Origin of the sequence: Undibacterium sp. TC9W (genome assembly GCF_049339865.1) — a bacterium.
GTDB lineage: Bacteria > Pseudomonadota > Gammaproteobacteria > Burkholderiales > Burkholderiaceae_D > Undibacterium.
In genome coordinates this window covers 24,465-42,203 of sequence record NZ_JBMPPJ010000012.1, presented here as the reverse complement: position 1 = coordinate 42,203, position 17,739 = coordinate 24,465, and the positions used below count along the sequence as shown (strand labels likewise).

The window sequence follows — 17,739 nt, the reverse complement described above, 5'->3', positions numbered from 1 at the left end:
CCTGATCATGCCCTGGACCTTTGCCCATCCACTCGCCATATTGCCCCTGCGCCGTCTGGCACCGCAAACTTTCAATCTGATGGCCCTGGTCATAGGCAGTATTGCGCCAGATCTTGGCTACTATGTGTTCGCTTTTGACCTGGCCACACTGGCGCACCAGTGGCCGGGTTTGTTGCTGGTCTGCCTGCCTTTAGGTTGGGCTGTATTCATGTTTTTGCGTTTGATGCAAACACATTTTATTTATCTGCTGCCACAGATGCAAAGGCAGGCATTGCAGGCGCATCTGCCTTCACCCCGGAGGCTGAATGTTTCGCAGGTGATCTGGATATCCTTGTCTTTACTGCTGGGGGCAATGACGCATATAGTCTGGGATGCATTTACTCATGCCAGTGGTTTTGCAGTCGCCTACTTTGATGTCTTGCGTGAACCGGTAGATATTGCCGGTTTTCATACTCGCGTCTTCCATCTGTTACAGCATCTGAGTACCTTGATTGGTGTAGGTGGACTGGCTTACTGCTATTGGCAATGGCTGAAAAAACTCCCGCATATCGTCATACTCGAACCCAGGGAAAGCGACCAGTGGAGGTATATTTTATTTGCCAGTACGGGATTGACTGCATTATTGCTCGCATTACCTATGGCGTTTGCCGTATCTGGTACGAAGAATGCCAGTGCAGCGAAAGAGGCATTTCTGTTTCGCTTTGCGCTATGTGCAACGACTTGCTTTGCCATACTGCTGACGATTGCTGCTTTACTGATCGCCAGGGCCAGAGTAAGACCAGAAGCACCGAAGTAAGCAATTGATACTCAATCAGTGACAATATGCCTATTACTACATCACCCTCATCAACTTAAATGCGTAGAGAATCATGAAAATTCAAAAACTGGCAGTCCTGTTTGTCGTCGCTACCCTGTCGGCTTGCGCCCAGGTGCCAAAACAGGCGACAGTATTTCATTACGCCACGATAGATGCACTGCTCGCAGGTGCCTATGAAGGTGAGCTGACGGTTGATGAACTTAAACGGAAAGGCGATTTTGGTATCGGCACCTTCAACCGCGTTGATGGTGAAATGATTGTGCTTGATGGCGACGTGTTCCAGTTCAAGGCAGATGGGACTGTGGCTAAAGCCAGTGGTGGACAATTCACGCCCTTTGCCGTGGTGACTAGCTTCAAGGCAGACAATCGCTATGAAGTCAGCAAAGAAACCAGCATGAAAGAGCTGGAAGACATGCTAGATGAACGACTGGTCAATAAAAATCTTTTTTATGCGATCAGGGTAGATGGCGAATTCAAGCAGTTGACTACACGTGCCATCTCACCGCAGGACAAACCTTATAAACCGTTGGCAGAAGTGACCAAGACACAAACACTGTTTAACTTCAGCAATACCAGGGGCACCCTGGTTGCATTCCGCAGCCCCGGTTTTGCCAAGGGCTTTAATGTGCCGGGTTATCACTGGCATTATCTTTCGGATGACCGCAAGGCAGGTGGTCATGTGCTGGCACTCAGCCTCAGTCAGGGGGCGATCAAGGTCGGCGCGGCATCAGACATAGAAATCAAACTGCCCGCCAACAGCATGTTTGCCAATACCAATCAGACTGTTGATCGCGCAACGGAATTAAAAGCGGTAGAGAAGTTGCGCAAGGACTGAAATATTTTCCGTTTTTTTAGTTTTTTGAACCGGGATCAGTACTCAGATTCCAGTTCAGGATATTGCCGTTCTTGTCGGTGACGGTCGTCATTTCCTTGAATATCCTGGCTTGCAAAATATCGGGCAGGCGCACGAAATCGACGCTGTTGACAAAGCGGTCACCGCGCATGAAGGCCCAGGTAAAGAACTTCATGGTGGCGGTGGTTTGCTGCGCATCCTTTGCGCGCTGTTGCATGATGATAAAAGTACCCATACTGATAGGCCAGGTTTTTTGCCCTGGTTTGTCAGTCAGCATTTCTTCAAAATTGGCATCTGTGTTCCAACTGCTGTTTGACAGGGCAGCAGAAAATGCCTCGGCAGAAGGGGCGATGAATTTGCCATCGCGATTTCGCAGCAGGGCGTAGTCGAGTTTTTCTTGCGTTACATAATTAAAGTCGATGTAACTGATGGAGTACGCCGTTTTCTTGATTGTGCTGGCAATATTGCTGCTGCTTTTGACTTGTATCAAACGGCTGTTCCAGGCAATGGTGAAATTCCTGCCATACTTGGTCTGCCAGTTTTTGCTGACCTTGCCCAGATAATCAGAAAAATTGTAAGTCGTGCCTGAACCATCCTGGCGCACGATGACTTCGATATTCTTGTTTGGCAAGCGCAAGCCAGGATTGAGCGCCGTGATAGCGGCATCATTCCAGCTGGTGATTTCGCCGGAAAAAATGCCAGCAAGGACTTCGCCGGTCAGGCGCAGTTCAGCGGTTTTGATGCCTGGCAGGTTGATCACCGGTACCACGCCTGAAATAGCTGAGGGAAACTGTATCAGTTTGTCTTTTTTCAGGTCAGCCTGGCTAAGGGCCGCATCGCTGGCGCCAAATTCCACACTGTTTTCCTTGATTTTCTTGATACCGGCGGACGAGCCGCTGGCCTGGTAAGTGACCGTAATACCAGCGTTTTTGCTATAAGCATCTGCCCATTTCTGGTACAGGGGAGCCGCTGCGGAAGAACCTGAACCCTGAATGTCGGCATGTGCAGGAAGGCTGGCAAGAGGGGAAAGCAGTAAAACCAGGGGGAAAAGTAGGGAGTTGCGTGTATTCATGATAAAAAATAAAGCTGAAAAGCGGGGGAACTGGAAACGAATTGGCGCGGATTATCTCACGAGCCTGAAAATTCCCCCCTAAAGCGGTAATTTCCGTAATGAACCTGTCATTTCTAGTGGCTATGCTTCTTCCTTGCATATCGACAATATATTGTTTATATTGTTTACATGTTTTCTAATCTGGAGGCTGGAATGGTAACCGCAGCAACGAAAAAAGTAAGTACTGTAGTCGCAGGTGCAGAGAAAAAAGTCGTAGCCCTCAAAAAAACGCCTGTTAAGCCTGCTGTTGTGGCTGCCGGGAAGAAAGTCGTCAGCAAACCTGCTGACGAGGTGAAAGTCGCTGCAAAAGCGCCCGTGAAAGCCCCTGTGCGCGCCAAGCTGGCAGCCAGGCTGCCTGAAGCCAAACCCGTGGCCGACGTGGTTGTCGAAAAAGTCAAAAAGGCCAAGCTGGTGCGCGACAGTTTCACCATGCCGGAAAGCGAATATGCGGCGCTTGGTGCTGTCAAAAAAGCCTGCCTGAAAGCTGGCGTTGAAGTCAAAAAGAGCCAATTGCTGCGTATTGGCGTTGCCTTGCTGAGCAAGACCGACGTACCAGCCCTCAAAAAACTGATCGCTGGCCTGGCACCGCTGAAGGCGGGCAGGCCAAAGAAAGAAAAATAATTCAGCTGCAGCAATGCGTGAATAGCAGGACATGATGCCGGGCATACGCCCGGTATCTATTCGTTATTCGCTTTTGTTCTGCTGGCATGCAGTTTTTCAAGACTATCCCCGTTCTGGTATCTGTTCGATATCAGCCAAAACGGGGATTGTTGTTTTTCAGACTTGTCATAAAACCGACATCTTGCTGTCATCTTGCTGAAGTAATCCTTGATTATTCTTCGTTCGTCGGATAAACGAACAACATGACAAGGACGATGAATGCGATTACTCACGATACCCGCCGATGCTAATCCCAGTTTTTCCAAACTCAATCTGAGCCTTGCTACCACGGCAAAAGAAGTCAAAGAAGTACAGCGATTGCGCTATAAGGTCTTTATAGAAAGCATGGGCCTGTCTGCTTTGTCTAACCCTGACGGCCTGGATAAGGATGAGTTTGATGAGTACTGCGATCACCTCATCGTGCGCGACTCCAAAACCCTGAAAGTGGTCGGTACTTACCGCATACTGGGGCCAAATGCTGCCCGTCAGCTCGGTCGCTATTATTCCGAAACAGAATTTGACCTGTCGCGCCTGCAACATATACGCAATAGCGTGGCAGAAGCCGGCCGTGCCTGTATACACCCTGATTACCGCAGTGGTGCCGTCATCATGCTGCTGTGGGCTGGCCTGGCTGCGTACATGCGCCGTGAGCGTTGCTCGCACCTGATAGGTTGCGCTAGTATCAGCCTGACCGACGGTGGTCAGAATGCAGCGGCGATTTACCGTGGCTTGTCTGTAGCAGATTTCTCGCCGCTCGAATACCGCGTCATCCCGCACACACCTTTCCCGCTTGATGAAATCGACAGCAGCACGACTGAGGCACGTATTCCACCCCTGTTGAAGGGCTACCTGCGTGCTGGTGCCTGGGTGTGTGGTGATCCTGCCTGGGACCCTGATTTCCATAGCGCTGATTTATTCGTCATGTTGCCACTGGCGAATCTGGATGACCGTTACGCACGCCATTACGGCACAGGGGTGCAATAAACATGAAACCAGCCGATCAGTTCCTGAATAGCAAATTGTATAAAACCGGTAAGAAAGAAACCCAGCGTTTCCGCACTATCTGGATTTCAGATTTGCATCTGGGAACGAGCGGCTGCCAGGCGACCAAGTTGCTGCAATTCTTGCGTGCCACCGATTCAGATACTCTGTACCTGGTCGGTGACATCATCGACGGCTGGCAACTCAAGCGCCGCTGGTACTGGGACCAGACCCATAATAATGTGGTGCAGACTGTTCTGAAGAAAGCCAAAAAAGGCACGAATGTCATATTTGTGCCTGGCAACCATGATGAATCGATACGCCAGTTTATCGACCTCGATTTTGGCGGCATTAAAATCAGGGATGAGCTGGTACACACCACGGCCGCAGGCAAGCGCATGCTGGTCTTGCATGGCGACCGGTTTGATGGTGTCATCGCCTGTGCCAAATGGCTGGCCTATGTGGGTGACAGCTTGTATACCGTCATCCTGAAATTCAACCAGATCTTCAATAACTGGCGCGCGCGCGCTGGCATGCCATACTGGTCGCTGTCACAATACCTGAAGCAAAAGGTCAAGAACGCGGTCAGCTATATCACGCAGTTTGAAGATGCGCTGGCAGACGAGGCCCGCCGCAAGGGCCTGGATGGCATCATCTGCGGCCATATCCACAAGCCTGAGATACGCGATATAGGCGGCATCTTGTACTGCAATGATGGCGACTGGGTAGAAAGTCTGTCAGCCCTGGTGGAAGACGCGAAGGGCGAACTCAGACTAGTGACCTGGCATGACATCTGCCACCCTGAGCATGTGGCAGATGTGGCAGCAGATATCGATGTGGAAGATACGGAACTGGAAACAGTCGCCGGCTAAGTTCAGGTGCTTGCAGCCGGTTTGAACCAGGACCAGATGCGCAAACCAAACTGGTTGCAAGCCAGACCACCGAGCACCAGCAGGCCCGCGCAGATTTTCCACCAGAATAAAGTCTCGTTCAATACGATAGAAGCGGTCAGCATGCCGACCACTGGTACCAACAGAGTAAACGGCGCTATTGTCGCGGCAGGGTATTTACGCATCAGCCATGACCAGATGCCAAAACCGACTATGGTATTCGGGTAAGACTGGTAAGCAATGGCACCGATAGACGTCCAGTTCAGTTGCGCATAGGCGGCTTGCCAGGCATCCATACCTTCCATCAAGTAGGACGCGAGTAGCAGGGGCGGGCTGGCAATGGCCGAACCCCACACCACCATCGCCAGCGGATTGACCACACCTATCTTCTTGGTGACGATATTGGCGATACTCCAGCATACCGCACCAGCAACCACCAGTAAGAATCCTATGATGGTTGCCTGCGCTTCCAGATGCATGGCAACCAGCGCCATGCCAGACAAGGCAATCAATGCACCCAGTACTTGCACGAATTGTGGTTTCTCACCCATGATGACAACGGCCAGGCCCATGGTGATGAATGCTTGCAATTGCATGACCAGAGATGCCAGCCCGGCAGGGAAGCCAAGCTTGATACCGCAAAACAAAAGCGTGAACTGGAAGGCAAACTGAAACATGCCATAGGCAGCCACCCATTTCCACGATGTCTTGGGAAATGACACAAAAAATACCAGGGGCAAGGCAGAGAAGATAAAGCGCGATGCTGTGAACAGCACAGGCGGCAATCCTTGCAAACCGATTTTGATGACTACGAAATTGATGCCCCAGGTGATGACTGCAATCAGGGCGGCAAGGATGTGCGTGGGTTTCATCGTGCTTTATGGGTAAAGACGGCCCTCCATACTAACAGCAAGCGGCATTTGCTGCAGAGAGCCAGTATTTTTACCTGTGGCTAAATGAATCTCAGGAGCGTTTATTTAACCACCAGGTCAGGCGACATGATGGCTTTCAGATAGGTTTGCATAATCTCGTTATCGCGCTGCTTTTGCGTGATCCACCAGACATTGCCTTTGCGTACGCTGTACTCTTGCAAAGGGTGACCCAGTAATTCAGCGGCGACCTGCCCCAGGTAAGGCTGGTGACCGATGATGAGTACAGGTTCGCGGCTGTTCGGCCAGTTGGCTGCAGTCAATACATCGCTGACAGTGGCTGCCGGCCCCAGTTCGGGAACGATTTTATATTTCCTGCCGCAGGCGATCAGGGCCTCAGCAGTATCTCTGGTGCGTATGGTGGGGCTGACCAGTATCCTGCAGGTTTCAGGCAAAGTACTGTCCAGCCAGTAAGCAATTTTGCTTGCCTGCTTGTTGCCTTTGCCTGTCAGCTTTCTGAATTCATCAGTCAGTTCAGCTGTCGCTGGTTCTGCTTCTGCATGACGCCAGAGGATAAGCTCCATTATTGATTATCCGTATCAGCCAGGGTACCCAGAGTTTGCATCAGATGTTGCTGGGCACAGAAACGCACTTGCTTGGCCCGGGCCCTCTTGCGTTCGTAATGTCCGTCTGAATCTAGTGTCCAGGCATTCACATTGTCTTTCAGATAGGGTTCCAGGCCTTCAGAAATAACGCGTTTTTTCAATGATTTTTCCAGCACCGGGAAAGCCACTTCTATACGGCGGAACAGATTGCGGTTCATCCAGTCGGCACTGGCAAGATACACATCATGCGCCAGATCATTACGGAAGTAATAGATGCGGCTATGTTCGAGGAAGCGGCCTATGATGGAGCGCACCTTGATGTTTTCAGACAAGCCAGGTACGCCCGGGCGCAAGGCGCAGGCACCGCGTATGATAAGGTCAATTTTTACGCCATCTGCCGATGCCGCATAGAGCGCACGGATGACAGACTCATCCAGCAATGCATTCATCTTGGCGATGATGCGGGCAGGGCGGCCTTCGCGGGCTATGCGTGCTTCATTGCGTATGGCCTTGATGATTTGCGGTTGCAGGGCAAACGGTGCAAGCCACAGGTAATCAAGTTTTTTAGGTTTGGTCAAACCAGTCAGGTGGATAAACACTTCATTGACTTCTGCCGCCATTTCAGGGTGGGCTGTCAGCAAGCCAAAGTCTGTATAAAAACGCGTGGTCGATGGGTGGTAATTGCCAGTGCCCAGATGAGCATAGTGGCGCAAATTGCCGCCTTCTTCGCGGCGTATCACCAGCGCCAGTTTGGCATGGGTTTTCAGGCCAACCACGCCATATACAACCTGGGCACCGGCGCGCTGCAATTTGTCGGCCCAGTTGATATTGGCTTCTTCATCAAAACGCGCCATCAATTCGACGATGACGGTAACTTCCTTGCCCAGCCTTGCCGCCGTGATCAGGGATTCCATCAAATCCGAATTCATGCCGGTGCGATAGATAGTCTGTTTGATCGCAACTACGCTGGGGTCTTGTGACGCCGAGCGTATGAAGTCAATGACAGTCTGGAAAGGCTGGAAAGGGTGATGCAAGAGTATGTCTTGCTTGCGCAGCAAAGTGAAAATATCAGCATGTGCATATTTGCCTATTGCTTTGGCCGAGAACGGTGGGAAGCGCAGATTAGGCTGTTTGACATGATCAACCAATTCACCCAGCCTGACCATGTTGACCGGGCCATCCACCGGATACAGGCGGTCGCTGTCGAGATTGAATTGTTCTAGCAAGAATCTTGACAGGTCCTCGGGGCAGTTCTTTGCCACTTCCAGGCGTACTGCGGCACCGAACTGGCGGGTTTGCAATTCACCCTGCAATGCCTGGCGCAGATTCTTGACTTCTTCTTCATCCACCCACAGGTCACTGTCACGGGTGACGCGGAACTGTGAATAATTGATCACCTCACGGCCATTGAACAAGTCTTCTATGTGTGAGTGTATGACAGAAGACAGCAGGCAAAAAGCCATGCCATTGATAGAAAGTTCATCTGGCAGACGTATGATGCGCGGCAAAACGCGTGGCGCCTTGACGATGGCAATGGCGGTACCACGGCCAAAAGCATCCTTGCCTGCCAGCGAGACAATGAAATTCAAACTCTTGTTTACTACTTGAGGGAAGGGGTGAGCAGGGTCCAGGCCTATTGGCGTCAACAGGGGTCTGACCTCACGTTCAAAATAGGATTTCACCCAGGCACGCTGGGCTTCATTGCGCTCGGAATGGCGCAACAGATGTATGCCTTTTTTGGAGAGCTGGGGCAAAATCTCCTGATTCAGTAATTCATATTGTCTTTTTGCTAATTGATGGCACTCATCGCTTACGCGCTTGAGCATGGCCTGGAAGGTAGGGTGCTGTACCAGTTCACCATCGATCGTGTTCTGTGCCAGCAGGCTGGCAACCCTGACTTCAAAGAACTCATCAAGGTTGCTGCCGACGATGCACAAATATTTCAAGCGTTCGAGCAAGGGGATGCTGCGGTCCTCAGCCTGAGCCAGCACACGCCAGTTGAAGGCAATTTGCGACATCTCCCGGTCCAGGAAAATCACCGAACGTGACAATTCTGGTACCGCCACTGGCTTGACTTGCTTGACTGGCTTGGCAAGTGCCTTGATTTCAGTGTCAGGAACTTGTTTCATGTCTTCCGGCGCAGTTGCTGAAGAGGGTGTTTCCTGATTTGGCATAGTTTTTTGCATGTCATAAAGGACGTCATATATATACGCAAGCATTCTAGACGTCTTAAATGACAAGTTTATGACAAAAAAGTGATAACAAGTGCAATTATTTCACAGGCTTTGCTTCACGTCATAATCTTGTCATATTTGGCTTGTACAGTGCGCCTCGTAGTACTGAATACTGTTATTTAACTCTGAGGTGAACATGCAAATCAAACGTGTTGTCAAAACTCTCATCGCTGCAATTGGCGTCGCTGTCACATTTGGCGCTGCTCATGCTGCCGACATTACAGGCGCTGGCGCGACTTTCCCATATCCAATTTATGCAAAATGGGCAGAAGCTTATAAAAAAGCCAGTGGCAACGGTCTGAACTATCAATCCATCGGTTCCGGTGGCGGTATCAAACAAATCAAGGCAAAAACTGTCGATTTCGGTGCATCCGACATGCCTTTGAAGGCAGAAGAACTGGAAACTGAAGGTCTGGTGCAATTCCCGGCCATCATCGGCGGCGTGGTTCCAGTCGTTAATCTGGACGGCATCGCTCCAGGTAAAATGAAGATGACAGGTGAAGTACTGGCCGCCATCTACATGGGCAAAATCACTAAATGGAATGCACCAGAAATCGCAGCCATCAATGCCGGTTTGAAATTGCCTGCTGAAGATATCACTGTCGTACACCGCTCCGATGGCTCAGGTACTACTTTCCTGTGGACAGATTACCTGGCCAAAGTCAGTCCTGAGTTCAAAACTGCTGTTGGTTCTTCCACAGCCGTTAAATGGCCAGTCGGTGTAGGTGGCAAGGGTAACGAAGGCGTAGCTTCCAGCGTCAAGCAAATCAGAAATTCCATCGGCTATGTTGAATACGCTTATGTGAAGAAAAACAAGATGACTTACACCTTGTTGAAAAATGCTGATGGTCAATTCGCTGAACCAGATGATGAAAACTTCAAATCCGCTGCTGCGGGCGCTGACTGGAGCAAAGCACCAGGCATGTACCTGGTATTGACTAACCAGCCTGGCAAAATCACCTGGCCTATCACTGGTGCTTCTTTCATTCTGTTGCACAAAGCGCAGGCTGATGCTGAAAAAGGCAAAGAAGTATTGAAATTCTTTGACTGGGCATTCAAAAACGGTGGCGCAATGGCTGCTGAACTGGAATATGTTTCCTTGCCAGCACCAGTTGTCAAACTGATCGAAGACAACTGGAAAGCAAAAGTCAAAGATGCTTCCGGTAAAGCACTCTGGTAATAAAAAGTTTGACCCTGTTCAGAAGCTGAACTAAACGATCAAGGTAATCCGGAACTGTCCGGATTACCTTCCGGTGGAAAAGACACCCATGACTACCCAAATGTCCTCCGTCAACATGACTGCACCAACTGCAATTCCACCTGCGACTAACGCATTGCCACATCAGGCCGATCAGATCGACCCTGCGAGAATGGCTGAAGTAATGCGTCGCCAGCGTTGGCAAGATTTCTTTTTTCATAAACTGACCTTTACTTTCGCCGCTCTTGTGCTGGTGGTACTGGTTGGTATCATTATTTCTCTGTTCCTGCGTGCCATTCCGGCCATGAAGGAATTTGGTTTGCCATTCATCTGGACCATAGAATGGGACCCGGTCAATGATAAATTTGGTGGCATGATCGCCATTGTTGGAACGTTGGTGACTTCGGTCATCGCTTTGCTGATCGCCTTCCCCGTCAGTTTCGGCATTGCCCTGTTCCTGACAGAGATTTGCCCCAACTGGCTCAAGCGCCCACTGGGTACGGCAATTGAATTGCTGGCCGGTGTACCCAGTATTATTTACGGTATGTGGGGTTTGTTCGTATTCGCCCCCTTGTTCTCGCAATATGTGCAACCAGCTTTGGCCGCTACACTGGGTAAGCTGCCAGTGATAGGTATCCTGTTTTCTGGCCCCATGATAGGTATGGGTATCCTCGCTGCTGGCGTGATCCTGGCCATCATGATTATCCCTTTCATTTCTTCCGTCATGCGCGATGTGTTTGAAGTCGTGCCGCCAGTCTTGAAAGAATCTGCCTACGGTCTCGGTTGCACGAAGTGGGAAGTAGTACGCAAGATAGTTTTGCCTTACACCAAAATTGGCGTCGTCGGTGGTGTCATGCTGGGCCTGGGACGTGCACTGGGTGAAACCATGGCGATTACTTTTGTGATTGGTAATTCCCATCACTTGTCCTGGTCTTTGTTTGCTGCTGGTAACAGTATCGCTTCTACACTGGCCAATGAATTTGCTGAAGCTGAATCACCACTGCATACTTCTTCGTTGTTCTTGCTGGGTTTGATACTGTTCGTTATTACTTTCATTGTCTTGTCTGCAGCGAAGCTGATGTTGCTGGGCCTGTCACGTAAAGAAGGGGCAAAATAATGGAAAATTCTACGATGCAATCTGCCAGCAATCCGGTATATCGTCGTCGCGTGCTGATGCACAAGATAGGTATCAGCCTGTCTTCGATCGCCATGGTGCTGGGAGTGTTCTTTTTGATGTGGATACTGTTCACCTTGCTGCTCAAAGGCGCTTCTGCTGTCAACATTGCCATGTTCACCGAATCGACACCTGCACCTGGCAGCGACGGTGGCGGTTTGATGAATGCCATCTTTGGCAGCTTTGTGATGGTCGGTATCGCTACGCTGATTTCTACTCCGATAGGCATATTGGCAGGTATTTACCTGGCAGAGTATGGCGACAAGAGCTGGTTTGGCGGTGTAACGCGCTTCGTGACTGACATCATGCTGTCTGCTCCGTCCATCGTGGTTGGCTTGTTCGTCTATGCGATTTATGTCGCTAACGTCAAACACTTCTCTGGTTGGGCGGGCAGTATTGCGATTTCTCTTATCGCGATTCCCGTGGTTGTCCGCACTACTGATAATATGTTGGGCTTGGTACCTTCCAGCTTGCGCGAAGCCGCATTTGCACTGGGTGCGCCACGCTGGAAGGTCGCCCTGATGATACGTTTGCGAGCTGTCAAGGCAGGTGTTGTGACCGGCATCTTGCTGGCAGTAGCGCGTATCTCTGGTGAAACAGCACCTTTGCTGTTCACAGCCCTGAATAACCAGTTCTTCAGCAGCAATATGAATCAACCGATGGCAAACTTGCCAGTCGTGATTTATCAGTTCGCCATGAGCCCTTACGACAACTGGCGTGAGCTTGCCTGGGGTGGCGCATTGCTGATTACCTTCAGCGTCCTCGGTTTGAATATTTTGTCGCGTACTTTGTTTAACCAAAAAACACAGCATTAATACTGGCCTCGATATGACTACTACTCAAGACAACCAACAGAAAAAAGCAATCGAAATCGGCGGGCTGAATTTCTTTTATGGTGCGACACGCAGCCTGCGCGATATCAATCTGAACATCTACGACAAAAAAGTGACCGCCTTCATCGGCCCATCTGGCTGCGGCAAATCGACTTTATTGCGTACCCTGAACCGTATGTATGACCTGTACCCAGGTCAGCGCGCAGAAGGCAGCATTATTTATAACGGTAAAAATATCCTGGATACAGATCAGGACATCAACTTGCTGCGCGCCCGCGTCGGCATGGTGTTCCAGAAGCCTACGCCTTTCCCTATGTCGGTATATGACAACATCGCTTTCGGTGTGCGTCTGTATGAAAACCTGTCCAAGGGCGAGATGGATGAGCGCGTAGAATGGGCCTTGAAAAAAGCCGCGATCTGGACTGAGGTCAAAGACAAACTCAACAAGAGTGGTCTGAGTCTTTCTGGTGGTCAGCAACAGCGTCTGTGCATCGCCCGAGGTGTTGCCGTTAAGCCGGAAGTTTTGCTGCTGGATGAACCAACCTCAGCACTCGACCCTATCTCTACAGTCAAGATCGAAGAACTGATCAATGAACTGAAAGAGGAATACACCATCGCCATCGTCACTCATAATATGCAGCAGGCAGCCCGTTGTTCTGACTACACTGCTTATATGTACCTGGGTGAACTGGTCGAGTTTGGTGAGACTGATCATATCTTCATGAACCCGGTGAAGAAAGAAACTCAAGACTATATTACTGGCCGTTTCGGCTAACAGACGTACCATGCTTGCGCAGATCTATCCGTGGGAGCACGGATAGATTATATTGCGCGAGCTGGCGTTTATATTTTGCAATTGCGAATTCAGGAGAAACCTGTGACAGGCGAACACTCTTCAAAACAATACGATATGGATCTGGAGACGATACGCTCCAAGGTCTTGTTGATGGGCGGCTTGGTGGAAAGCCATTTTCACGATGCGATGTCCTGCTTCCGTACCGGTAATGCGGTACAGGCAGAAGCCGTGATCCAGTCTGACCTCGAAGTCAACCGCCTCGAAGTGTCGCTTGATGACATGTGCAGCCATCTCATCGTCAAGCGCCAGCCAGCAGCAAATGACTTGCGCACTGTCATGGCAACCGGCAAGGTCATCACTGATCTTGAACGCATAGGTGATGAATCAACAAAAATTGCCCGCATCTCCAGAGATGCAGCGACTGGCAAGCGTGGCGTGCCCATGTTCAGCGGCTATGAAACCGTACGTGTACTGGCAAGCAGTGTGGCAGACATGTTGCATCAGTCTCTCGATGCCTTTGCCCGTCTTGACGGCGGCAAGGCTGTACAATTGATTGCTCAGGATGCACTGATCGACAATGATTTCCGCTCCATCATGCGTAATCTGATTACTTTCATGATGGAAGATCCAAGTACGATATCATCGTCCCTGGATGCCCTGTGGGTGGCCAAGGCGATAGAACGTATCGGTGACCATGCCAAGAACATTGCCGAGCATACGATTTATATCGTTGAAGGCAAGGATATCCGTCATTCAGATTATGTGGCTAGCAAGCAGGAACAACAGAACTAATTATTGATAATGGCTACAGACACAACAATACTCATCGTAGAAGATGAGCCGGCAATCGTAGAACTGGTCAGTTTTTCCCTGCGCGCTGCAGGCTGGAACACTTTCGCTGTCAATACGACAGCAGAAGCCTGGGAATATTTGCAACGCCGTACACCTCAATTGATTTTGCTGGACTGGATGTTGCCTGATCAGAGTGGTTTGCGTCTGTTGTCGAAGATACGCTCAGACCGTCAGTTCAATGAAATACCCGTCATCATGCTGACGGCAAAGAGTATGGAAGAAGACAAGATCGCCGGCCTTGATCACGGTGCTGACGATTATGTGACCAAACCTTTCTCGCCACGTGAACTGACTGCCAGAATCAAGGCCCTGTTGCGTCGCAAGAGCCCTGAGCATGCCCAGACTGCCCTGACGGCAGGCTCAGTGGTACTTGACCCTGTCAGCTGCACCGTCAAGATAGAAGACAACAAAGTCGATATTGGCCATGCTGAATACAAGCTGCTGAAATTTTTCATGGCACATCCAGAGCGCGTATTCTCACGCAGCCAGCTGCTCGACAAAGTCTGGGGCGACCATGTCGTCATCGAAGAGCGGACGGTAGATGTCCACGTACTGCGTCTGCGCAAAGTCTTGAAAAATGCAGAATCTCTGATCAAGACCGTGCGTAGCGTTGGCTACATGCTGTCTGAAAAATAAACTGGCACCAGCTCATGCTATTTACGGCATCGCACACTGCATAAGCTATATGCAGTGTGGCAGCGCCATTCCTGTTTGGGAATAGGTTGCAAACATTGCTCACTGATATCAGTAAAACCTATATCATTACATTTGTGCATTACATTTCAAGCAATTACTGAGAACCCTCAGGAACCACTATGTCTCCACGCCTTATTTTTTGGATTTCTGCATTTGTACGCATCGCCCTGGTTCTTATGGGTGCCGCATCCGCTATGTATATTTGGGGTCCGGTAACAGGTTTGGTGTTAGGCTTGATCGGTATGGTGACCCTGTTTTGCGTACAGCTATTTTATTTGCAGCGCCTGGCAGACTGGCTGGATAACCCGAATAGTTCACGTTTGCCTGATGGCTGGGGTGCCTGGACTGATATATTTTCTCGCCTGTATAAATTGCGTCGTGACGATGAAAAAAACCAGGCTGAGCTGGCAGAGTGGCTGGCGCGCTTTCGCCAGGCCATGACCTTGCTGCCAGATGGTGTGGTCATCATGGATGACGTGCTGTTTCTTGAATGGTGTAACCCGGCAGCAGAAAGCCATCTGGGCCTGAGCCATGCGCAGGACAAGGGTATGCGGGTCACCAATCTGGTACGCAGCCCTGAATTCATGGATTACATTATCCTGGGGCGCTACGAGACACCATTGACACTGTCATTTCGCGACCGCAAATTGATTGCCCACATCATCCCGTTCGAAAACCGCCGCCAGATTCTGGTGACGCATGATGTGACTGAATCAGAACGCATAGATATGATGCGGCGCGACTTCATCGCCAATGCCTCGCATGAATTGCGTACTCCATTGACGGTCATTAATGGTTTTCTGGAGATCGCCTCCATGCAGGACGACCTCGATAACCACACCCGCAATATGCATCTGAAACTGATGACAGAGCAGGGCGAGCGCATGCAGCGCCTGGTAGAAGACATGCTGACCCTGACGCGACTGGAATCGGTGGATTATCCGCCACGCCCTGAACGCATCAGCATGCAAGGCTTGCTGGAGCAAATCATGCAGGAAGCACATGCGCTGTCTGCAGGCAAGCACAAGATCACACTGGAATGTACAGGCCCGGATATACGCGGCAGCAATGATGAAATCCGTAGTGCCCTGACCAATCTGGTGACGAACGCAATCCGCTATACACCCGAGAATGGCAACATCAAGATCAGTTGGATAGATACTCCAAATGGCCCCAAATTTGGAGTGCAGGATGATGGCATAGGTATCAGCGCAGAACATATCTCGCGCCTGACAGAACGTTTTTACCGCGTCGATAAAAGCCGTTCCCGCGAAACCCAGGGAACTGGTCTGGGCCTGGCGATTGTCAAGCATGTGCTGCTCAGGCACAAGGCGAATTTGTTGATTGAATCTACGCCGGACGTAGGTAGTAAATTCTGCGTGCAGTTTCCGGGTTCGGCAATCACTGCTTAATTTTTGCAGTCCAGTAGAGCTGGTGAATTGATAAATTTGCCGGCACTATCTCCTTCTTTGCTGCCTGCTCCTTGTCCGCTTATTGTCCGCCCCTGTCCGCCTGCTCCAAGTGGACAGGCGCCTCCATAAATATTCTGCATAAAATCAAATATTTACATAATGGCATATTTCATGCTGTGGGCTTGTGCATGGCAGCATGGTCCATTTGTCTTGCGATCCGTGTCTGTTGATTTGGGATGGCAGATTATATGGAGAGAGATAAATTGAAATACCCCAGCCTAAGCAGCGCTTTTAAATTCAGTATGATGGCACTCATACTTTGCGCTATGAATGCGCAGGCAGCTGCCGCACTGAGTGATACGGAAATTCGGACTATCCTCAAGCAACGTATCGATCAGGAAAAAATGGCTGCAAGTATTGTTGTCGGCATCATCGATGATAATGGCAGCCGTGTCATCAGCCATGGCTATGCTAGCTTGGAAAACCGTAAATTGGCAAATGCTGACACTGTGTTTGAAATCGGCTCGATTACCAAAGTATTCACGAGTCTGGTCTTGATGGATATGGATACAAAAGGCGAGCTTAGCTTGAATGATCCGGTAGCAAAATACCTGCCAAAATCAGTGACAGTACCTGGCCGTGCTGGCAAACAGATCAGCCTGCGCGACCTCTCTACCCATGTGTCTGGCTTACCCAGGATGCCAGGTAATTTTGCACCCAAAGACCCCGCGAATCCTTACCCCGACTATACCCAGGATTTGTTATACCAATTTTTGTCCACTTATCAGTTGCCCCGCGACATAGGTTCCAAAATGGAGTATTCAAACATTGGGGTAGGTTTGCTTGGCCATGTGCTGAGCTTGAGGGCGGGTGTGGATTATGAACCACTGTTAAAAAATCGTATTCTCATACCTTTGAAAATGCAGGACACAGGTATTAGTCTTACTGCTGACATGAAGAAACACCTGGCTACCCCCTACATCGTGACTGAGGAAGGTGCCAGCGAAGCAACATTGACAGCTACTTCCAACTGGGACCTGGGAATATTTAATGGAGCAGGTGGCTTGCGCTCATCCATGACTGATATGCTCAAATTCCTCGCTGCAAATATGGGGAAACAAGAGAGTCCTGTGCAAGCCATCGTCGATAAAATGCAGGAGCCTTTAGATCCCCAAGCGTTTGGCAAGCCAGTCAGGTTAGCCTGGGGTGGCGGTAATAAATATGGGAGTGAGATTATTTCTCATGCTGGTGCTACTGGTGGTTACCGCAGCTATATCGGGTTTGATAGAAAAGCTGGCAAAGGCGTAGTTGTGCTATCTAATGCTACGACAGATGTAGATGATATAGGTAGCAAGATCATCAATAGCGAGTACCGTTTGCGGCAATTGAAAATGCCACTCGGTTTTGTGCAGGCAATAGAGAAAGCGGGTTACGACCAGGCGTTTGCTGTCTATCAGGATTTAAAAGCGAAAGATGCAGACTTCTATTTGCGCGAAGAAGTCTTGAACGAATGGGCTTACGCCAAAATGAAAACCGGGAAGCCACAATCGGTTGTGGAATTATTTAAACTAGGTGTTTACCTGTATCCCAAAAGTGCCAATACTTACGATAGCCTGGCAGAAGCCTATGAAACAGCAGGCATGAATGAACTTGCAAAGAGCAATTACCAAAAATCCCTGGAGCTTAATCCGCAAAATCAGAATGCTATCCAGCGCTTGCAAGTGTTGGCAAATGGCGCCAAGAGAGGCCTGTAGAGGA

17 protein-coding genes are annotated in these 17,739 nt (G+C 50.0%); 13 read left to right on the top strand and 4 right to left on the bottom strand.

What is annotated here, in order from left to right:
* The first annotated feature begins 7 nt into the window (after nucleotides 1-7).
* Both ACO0LN_RS17650 and budA read left to right on the top strand, forming a co-directional pair.
* Complete coding sequence (locus tag ACO0LN_RS17650; protein ID WP_422975998.1) at nucleotides 8-796, top strand: DUF4184 family protein; 789 nt, start codon at nucleotides 8-10, stop codon at nucleotides 794-796.
* 73 nt (nucleotides 797-869) lie between these two features.
* Nucleotides 870-1,652: an acetolactate decarboxylase gene (budA, locus tag ACO0LN_RS17645; RefSeq protein ID WP_422975996.1), complete on the top strand. Its 783-nt coding sequence runs from the start codon at nucleotides 870-872 to the stop codon at nucleotides 1,650-1,652.
* A gap of 16 nt (nucleotides 1,653-1,668) precedes the next feature.
* Here the strand turns inward: budA and pstS (ACO0LN_RS17640) are convergent, their stop codons facing one another.
* Nucleotides 1,669-2,742 (bottom strand): phosphate ABC transporter substrate-binding protein PstS, encoded by a 1,074-nt coding sequence (pstS, locus tag ACO0LN_RS17640; protein WP_422975994.1) that lies wholly within the window; start codon nucleotides 2,740-2,742, stop codon nucleotides 1,669-1,671.
* A gap of 192 nt (nucleotides 2,743-2,934) precedes the next feature.
* On the opposite strand from pstS (ACO0LN_RS17640), the gene ACO0LN_RS17635 reads away from it, so the two are divergent.
* The 3 genes from ACO0LN_RS17635 (at nucleotide 2,935) to ACO0LN_RS17625 (ending at nucleotide 5,294) form a co-directional block, all read left to right on the top strand.
* Complete coding sequence (locus ACO0LN_RS17635; protein ID WP_422975992.1) at nucleotides 2,935-3,402, top strand: hypothetical protein; 468 nt, start codon at nucleotides 2,935-2,937, stop codon at nucleotides 3,400-3,402.
* A gap of 258 nt (nucleotides 3,403-3,660) precedes the next feature.
* Nucleotides 3,661-4,425 (top strand): GNAT family N-acetyltransferase, encoded by a 765-nt coding sequence (locus tag ACO0LN_RS17630; RefSeq protein WP_422975991.1) that lies wholly within the window; start codon nucleotides 3,661-3,663, stop codon nucleotides 4,423-4,425.
* Between the two features lie 2 nt (nucleotides 4,426-4,427).
* The gene (locus ACO0LN_RS17625) at nucleotides 4,428-5,294 is read left to right on the top strand and encodes a UDP-2,3-diacylglucosamine diphosphatase (RefSeq protein ID WP_422975989.1); all 867 of its coding nucleotides are present in this window, start codon (nucleotides 4,428-4,430) and stop codon (nucleotides 5,292-5,294) included.
* Nucleotides 5,295-5,296: 2 nt separating this feature from the next.
* Here the strand turns inward: ACO0LN_RS17625 and ACO0LN_RS17620 are convergent, their stop codons facing one another.
* The 3 genes from ACO0LN_RS17620 to ppk1 form a co-directional block, all read right to left on the bottom strand.
* On the bottom strand, nucleotides 5,297-6,184 hold the full coding sequence (locus tag ACO0LN_RS17620) for an EamA family transporter (protein ID WP_422975987.1): 888 nt from the start codon (nucleotides 6,182-6,184) through the stop codon (nucleotides 5,297-5,299).
* A 101-nt stretch (nucleotides 6,185-6,285) separates the two neighbouring features.
* Entirely contained in the window at nucleotides 6,286-6,765 is a 480-nt protein-coding gene (gene sixA / locus ACO0LN_RS17615) for a phosphohistidine phosphatase SixA (protein ID WP_422975985.1), read from the bottom strand.
* Entirely contained in the window at nucleotides 6,765-8,960 is a 2,196-nt protein-coding gene (gene ppk1 / locus ACO0LN_RS17610; RefSeq protein WP_422975984.1) for a polyphosphate kinase 1, read from the bottom strand. Before ppk1 ends, sixA begins: the two co-directional genes overlap by 1 nt.
* Before the next feature lie 196 nt (nucleotides 8,961-9,156).
* Between ppk1 and pstS (ACO0LN_RS17605) the strand changes: the two genes are divergently transcribed.
* From pstS (ACO0LN_RS17605) to ACO0LN_RS17570, 8 genes are all read left to right on the top strand, one after another.
* A complete protein-coding gene (pstS, locus tag ACO0LN_RS17605; RefSeq protein ID WP_422975982.1) occupies nucleotides 9,157-10,200 on the top strand; it encodes a phosphate ABC transporter substrate-binding protein PstS in 1,044 nt (347 codons plus the stop codon).
* 190 nt (nucleotides 10,201-10,390) lie between these two features.
* The gene (gene pstC, locus ACO0LN_RS17600; RefSeq protein ID WP_422976178.1) at nucleotides 10,391-11,335 is read left to right on the top strand and encodes a phosphate ABC transporter permease subunit PstC; all 945 of its coding nucleotides are present in this window, start codon (nucleotides 10,391-10,393) and stop codon (nucleotides 11,333-11,335) included.
* Nucleotides 11,335-12,207 (top strand): phosphate ABC transporter permease PstA, encoded by an 873-nt coding sequence (gene pstA, locus ACO0LN_RS17595; protein ID WP_422975980.1) that lies wholly within the window; start codon nucleotides 11,335-11,337, stop codon nucleotides 12,205-12,207. Before pstC ends, pstA begins: the two co-directional genes overlap by 1 nt.
* A 13-nt stretch (nucleotides 12,208-12,220) precedes the next feature.
* Nucleotides 12,221-13,000: a phosphate ABC transporter ATP-binding protein PstB gene (pstB, locus tag ACO0LN_RS17590; RefSeq protein WP_422975978.1), complete on the top strand. Its 780-nt coding sequence runs from the start codon at nucleotides 12,221-12,223 to the stop codon at nucleotides 12,998-13,000.
* 102 nt (nucleotides 13,001-13,102) lie between these two features.
* Nucleotides 13,103-13,813: a phosphate signaling complex protein PhoU gene (phoU, locus tag ACO0LN_RS17585; protein ID WP_422975977.1), complete on the top strand. Its 711-nt coding sequence runs from the start codon at nucleotides 13,103-13,105 to the stop codon at nucleotides 13,811-13,813.
* A gap of 9 nt (nucleotides 13,814-13,822) precedes the next feature.
* The gene (gene phoB, locus ACO0LN_RS17580; RefSeq protein ID WP_162041889.1) at nucleotides 13,823-14,509 is read left to right on the top strand and encodes a phosphate regulon transcriptional regulator PhoB; all 687 of its coding nucleotides are present in this window, start codon (nucleotides 13,823-13,825) and stop codon (nucleotides 14,507-14,509) included.
* A gap of 179 nt (nucleotides 14,510-14,688) precedes the next feature.
* The gene (gene phoR / locus ACO0LN_RS17575) at nucleotides 14,689-15,981 is read left to right on the top strand and encodes a phosphate regulon sensor histidine kinase PhoR (protein WP_422975975.1); all 1,293 of its coding nucleotides are present in this window, start codon (nucleotides 14,689-14,691) and stop codon (nucleotides 15,979-15,981) included.
* Nucleotides 15,982-16,283: 302 nt separating this feature from the next.
* Nucleotides 16,284-17,735 (top strand): serine hydrolase, encoded by a 1,452-nt coding sequence (locus ACO0LN_RS17570; protein WP_422975973.1) that lies wholly within the window; start codon nucleotides 16,284-16,286, stop codon nucleotides 17,733-17,735.
* The last annotated feature ends 4 nt before the right edge of the window (nucleotides 17,736-17,739 follow it).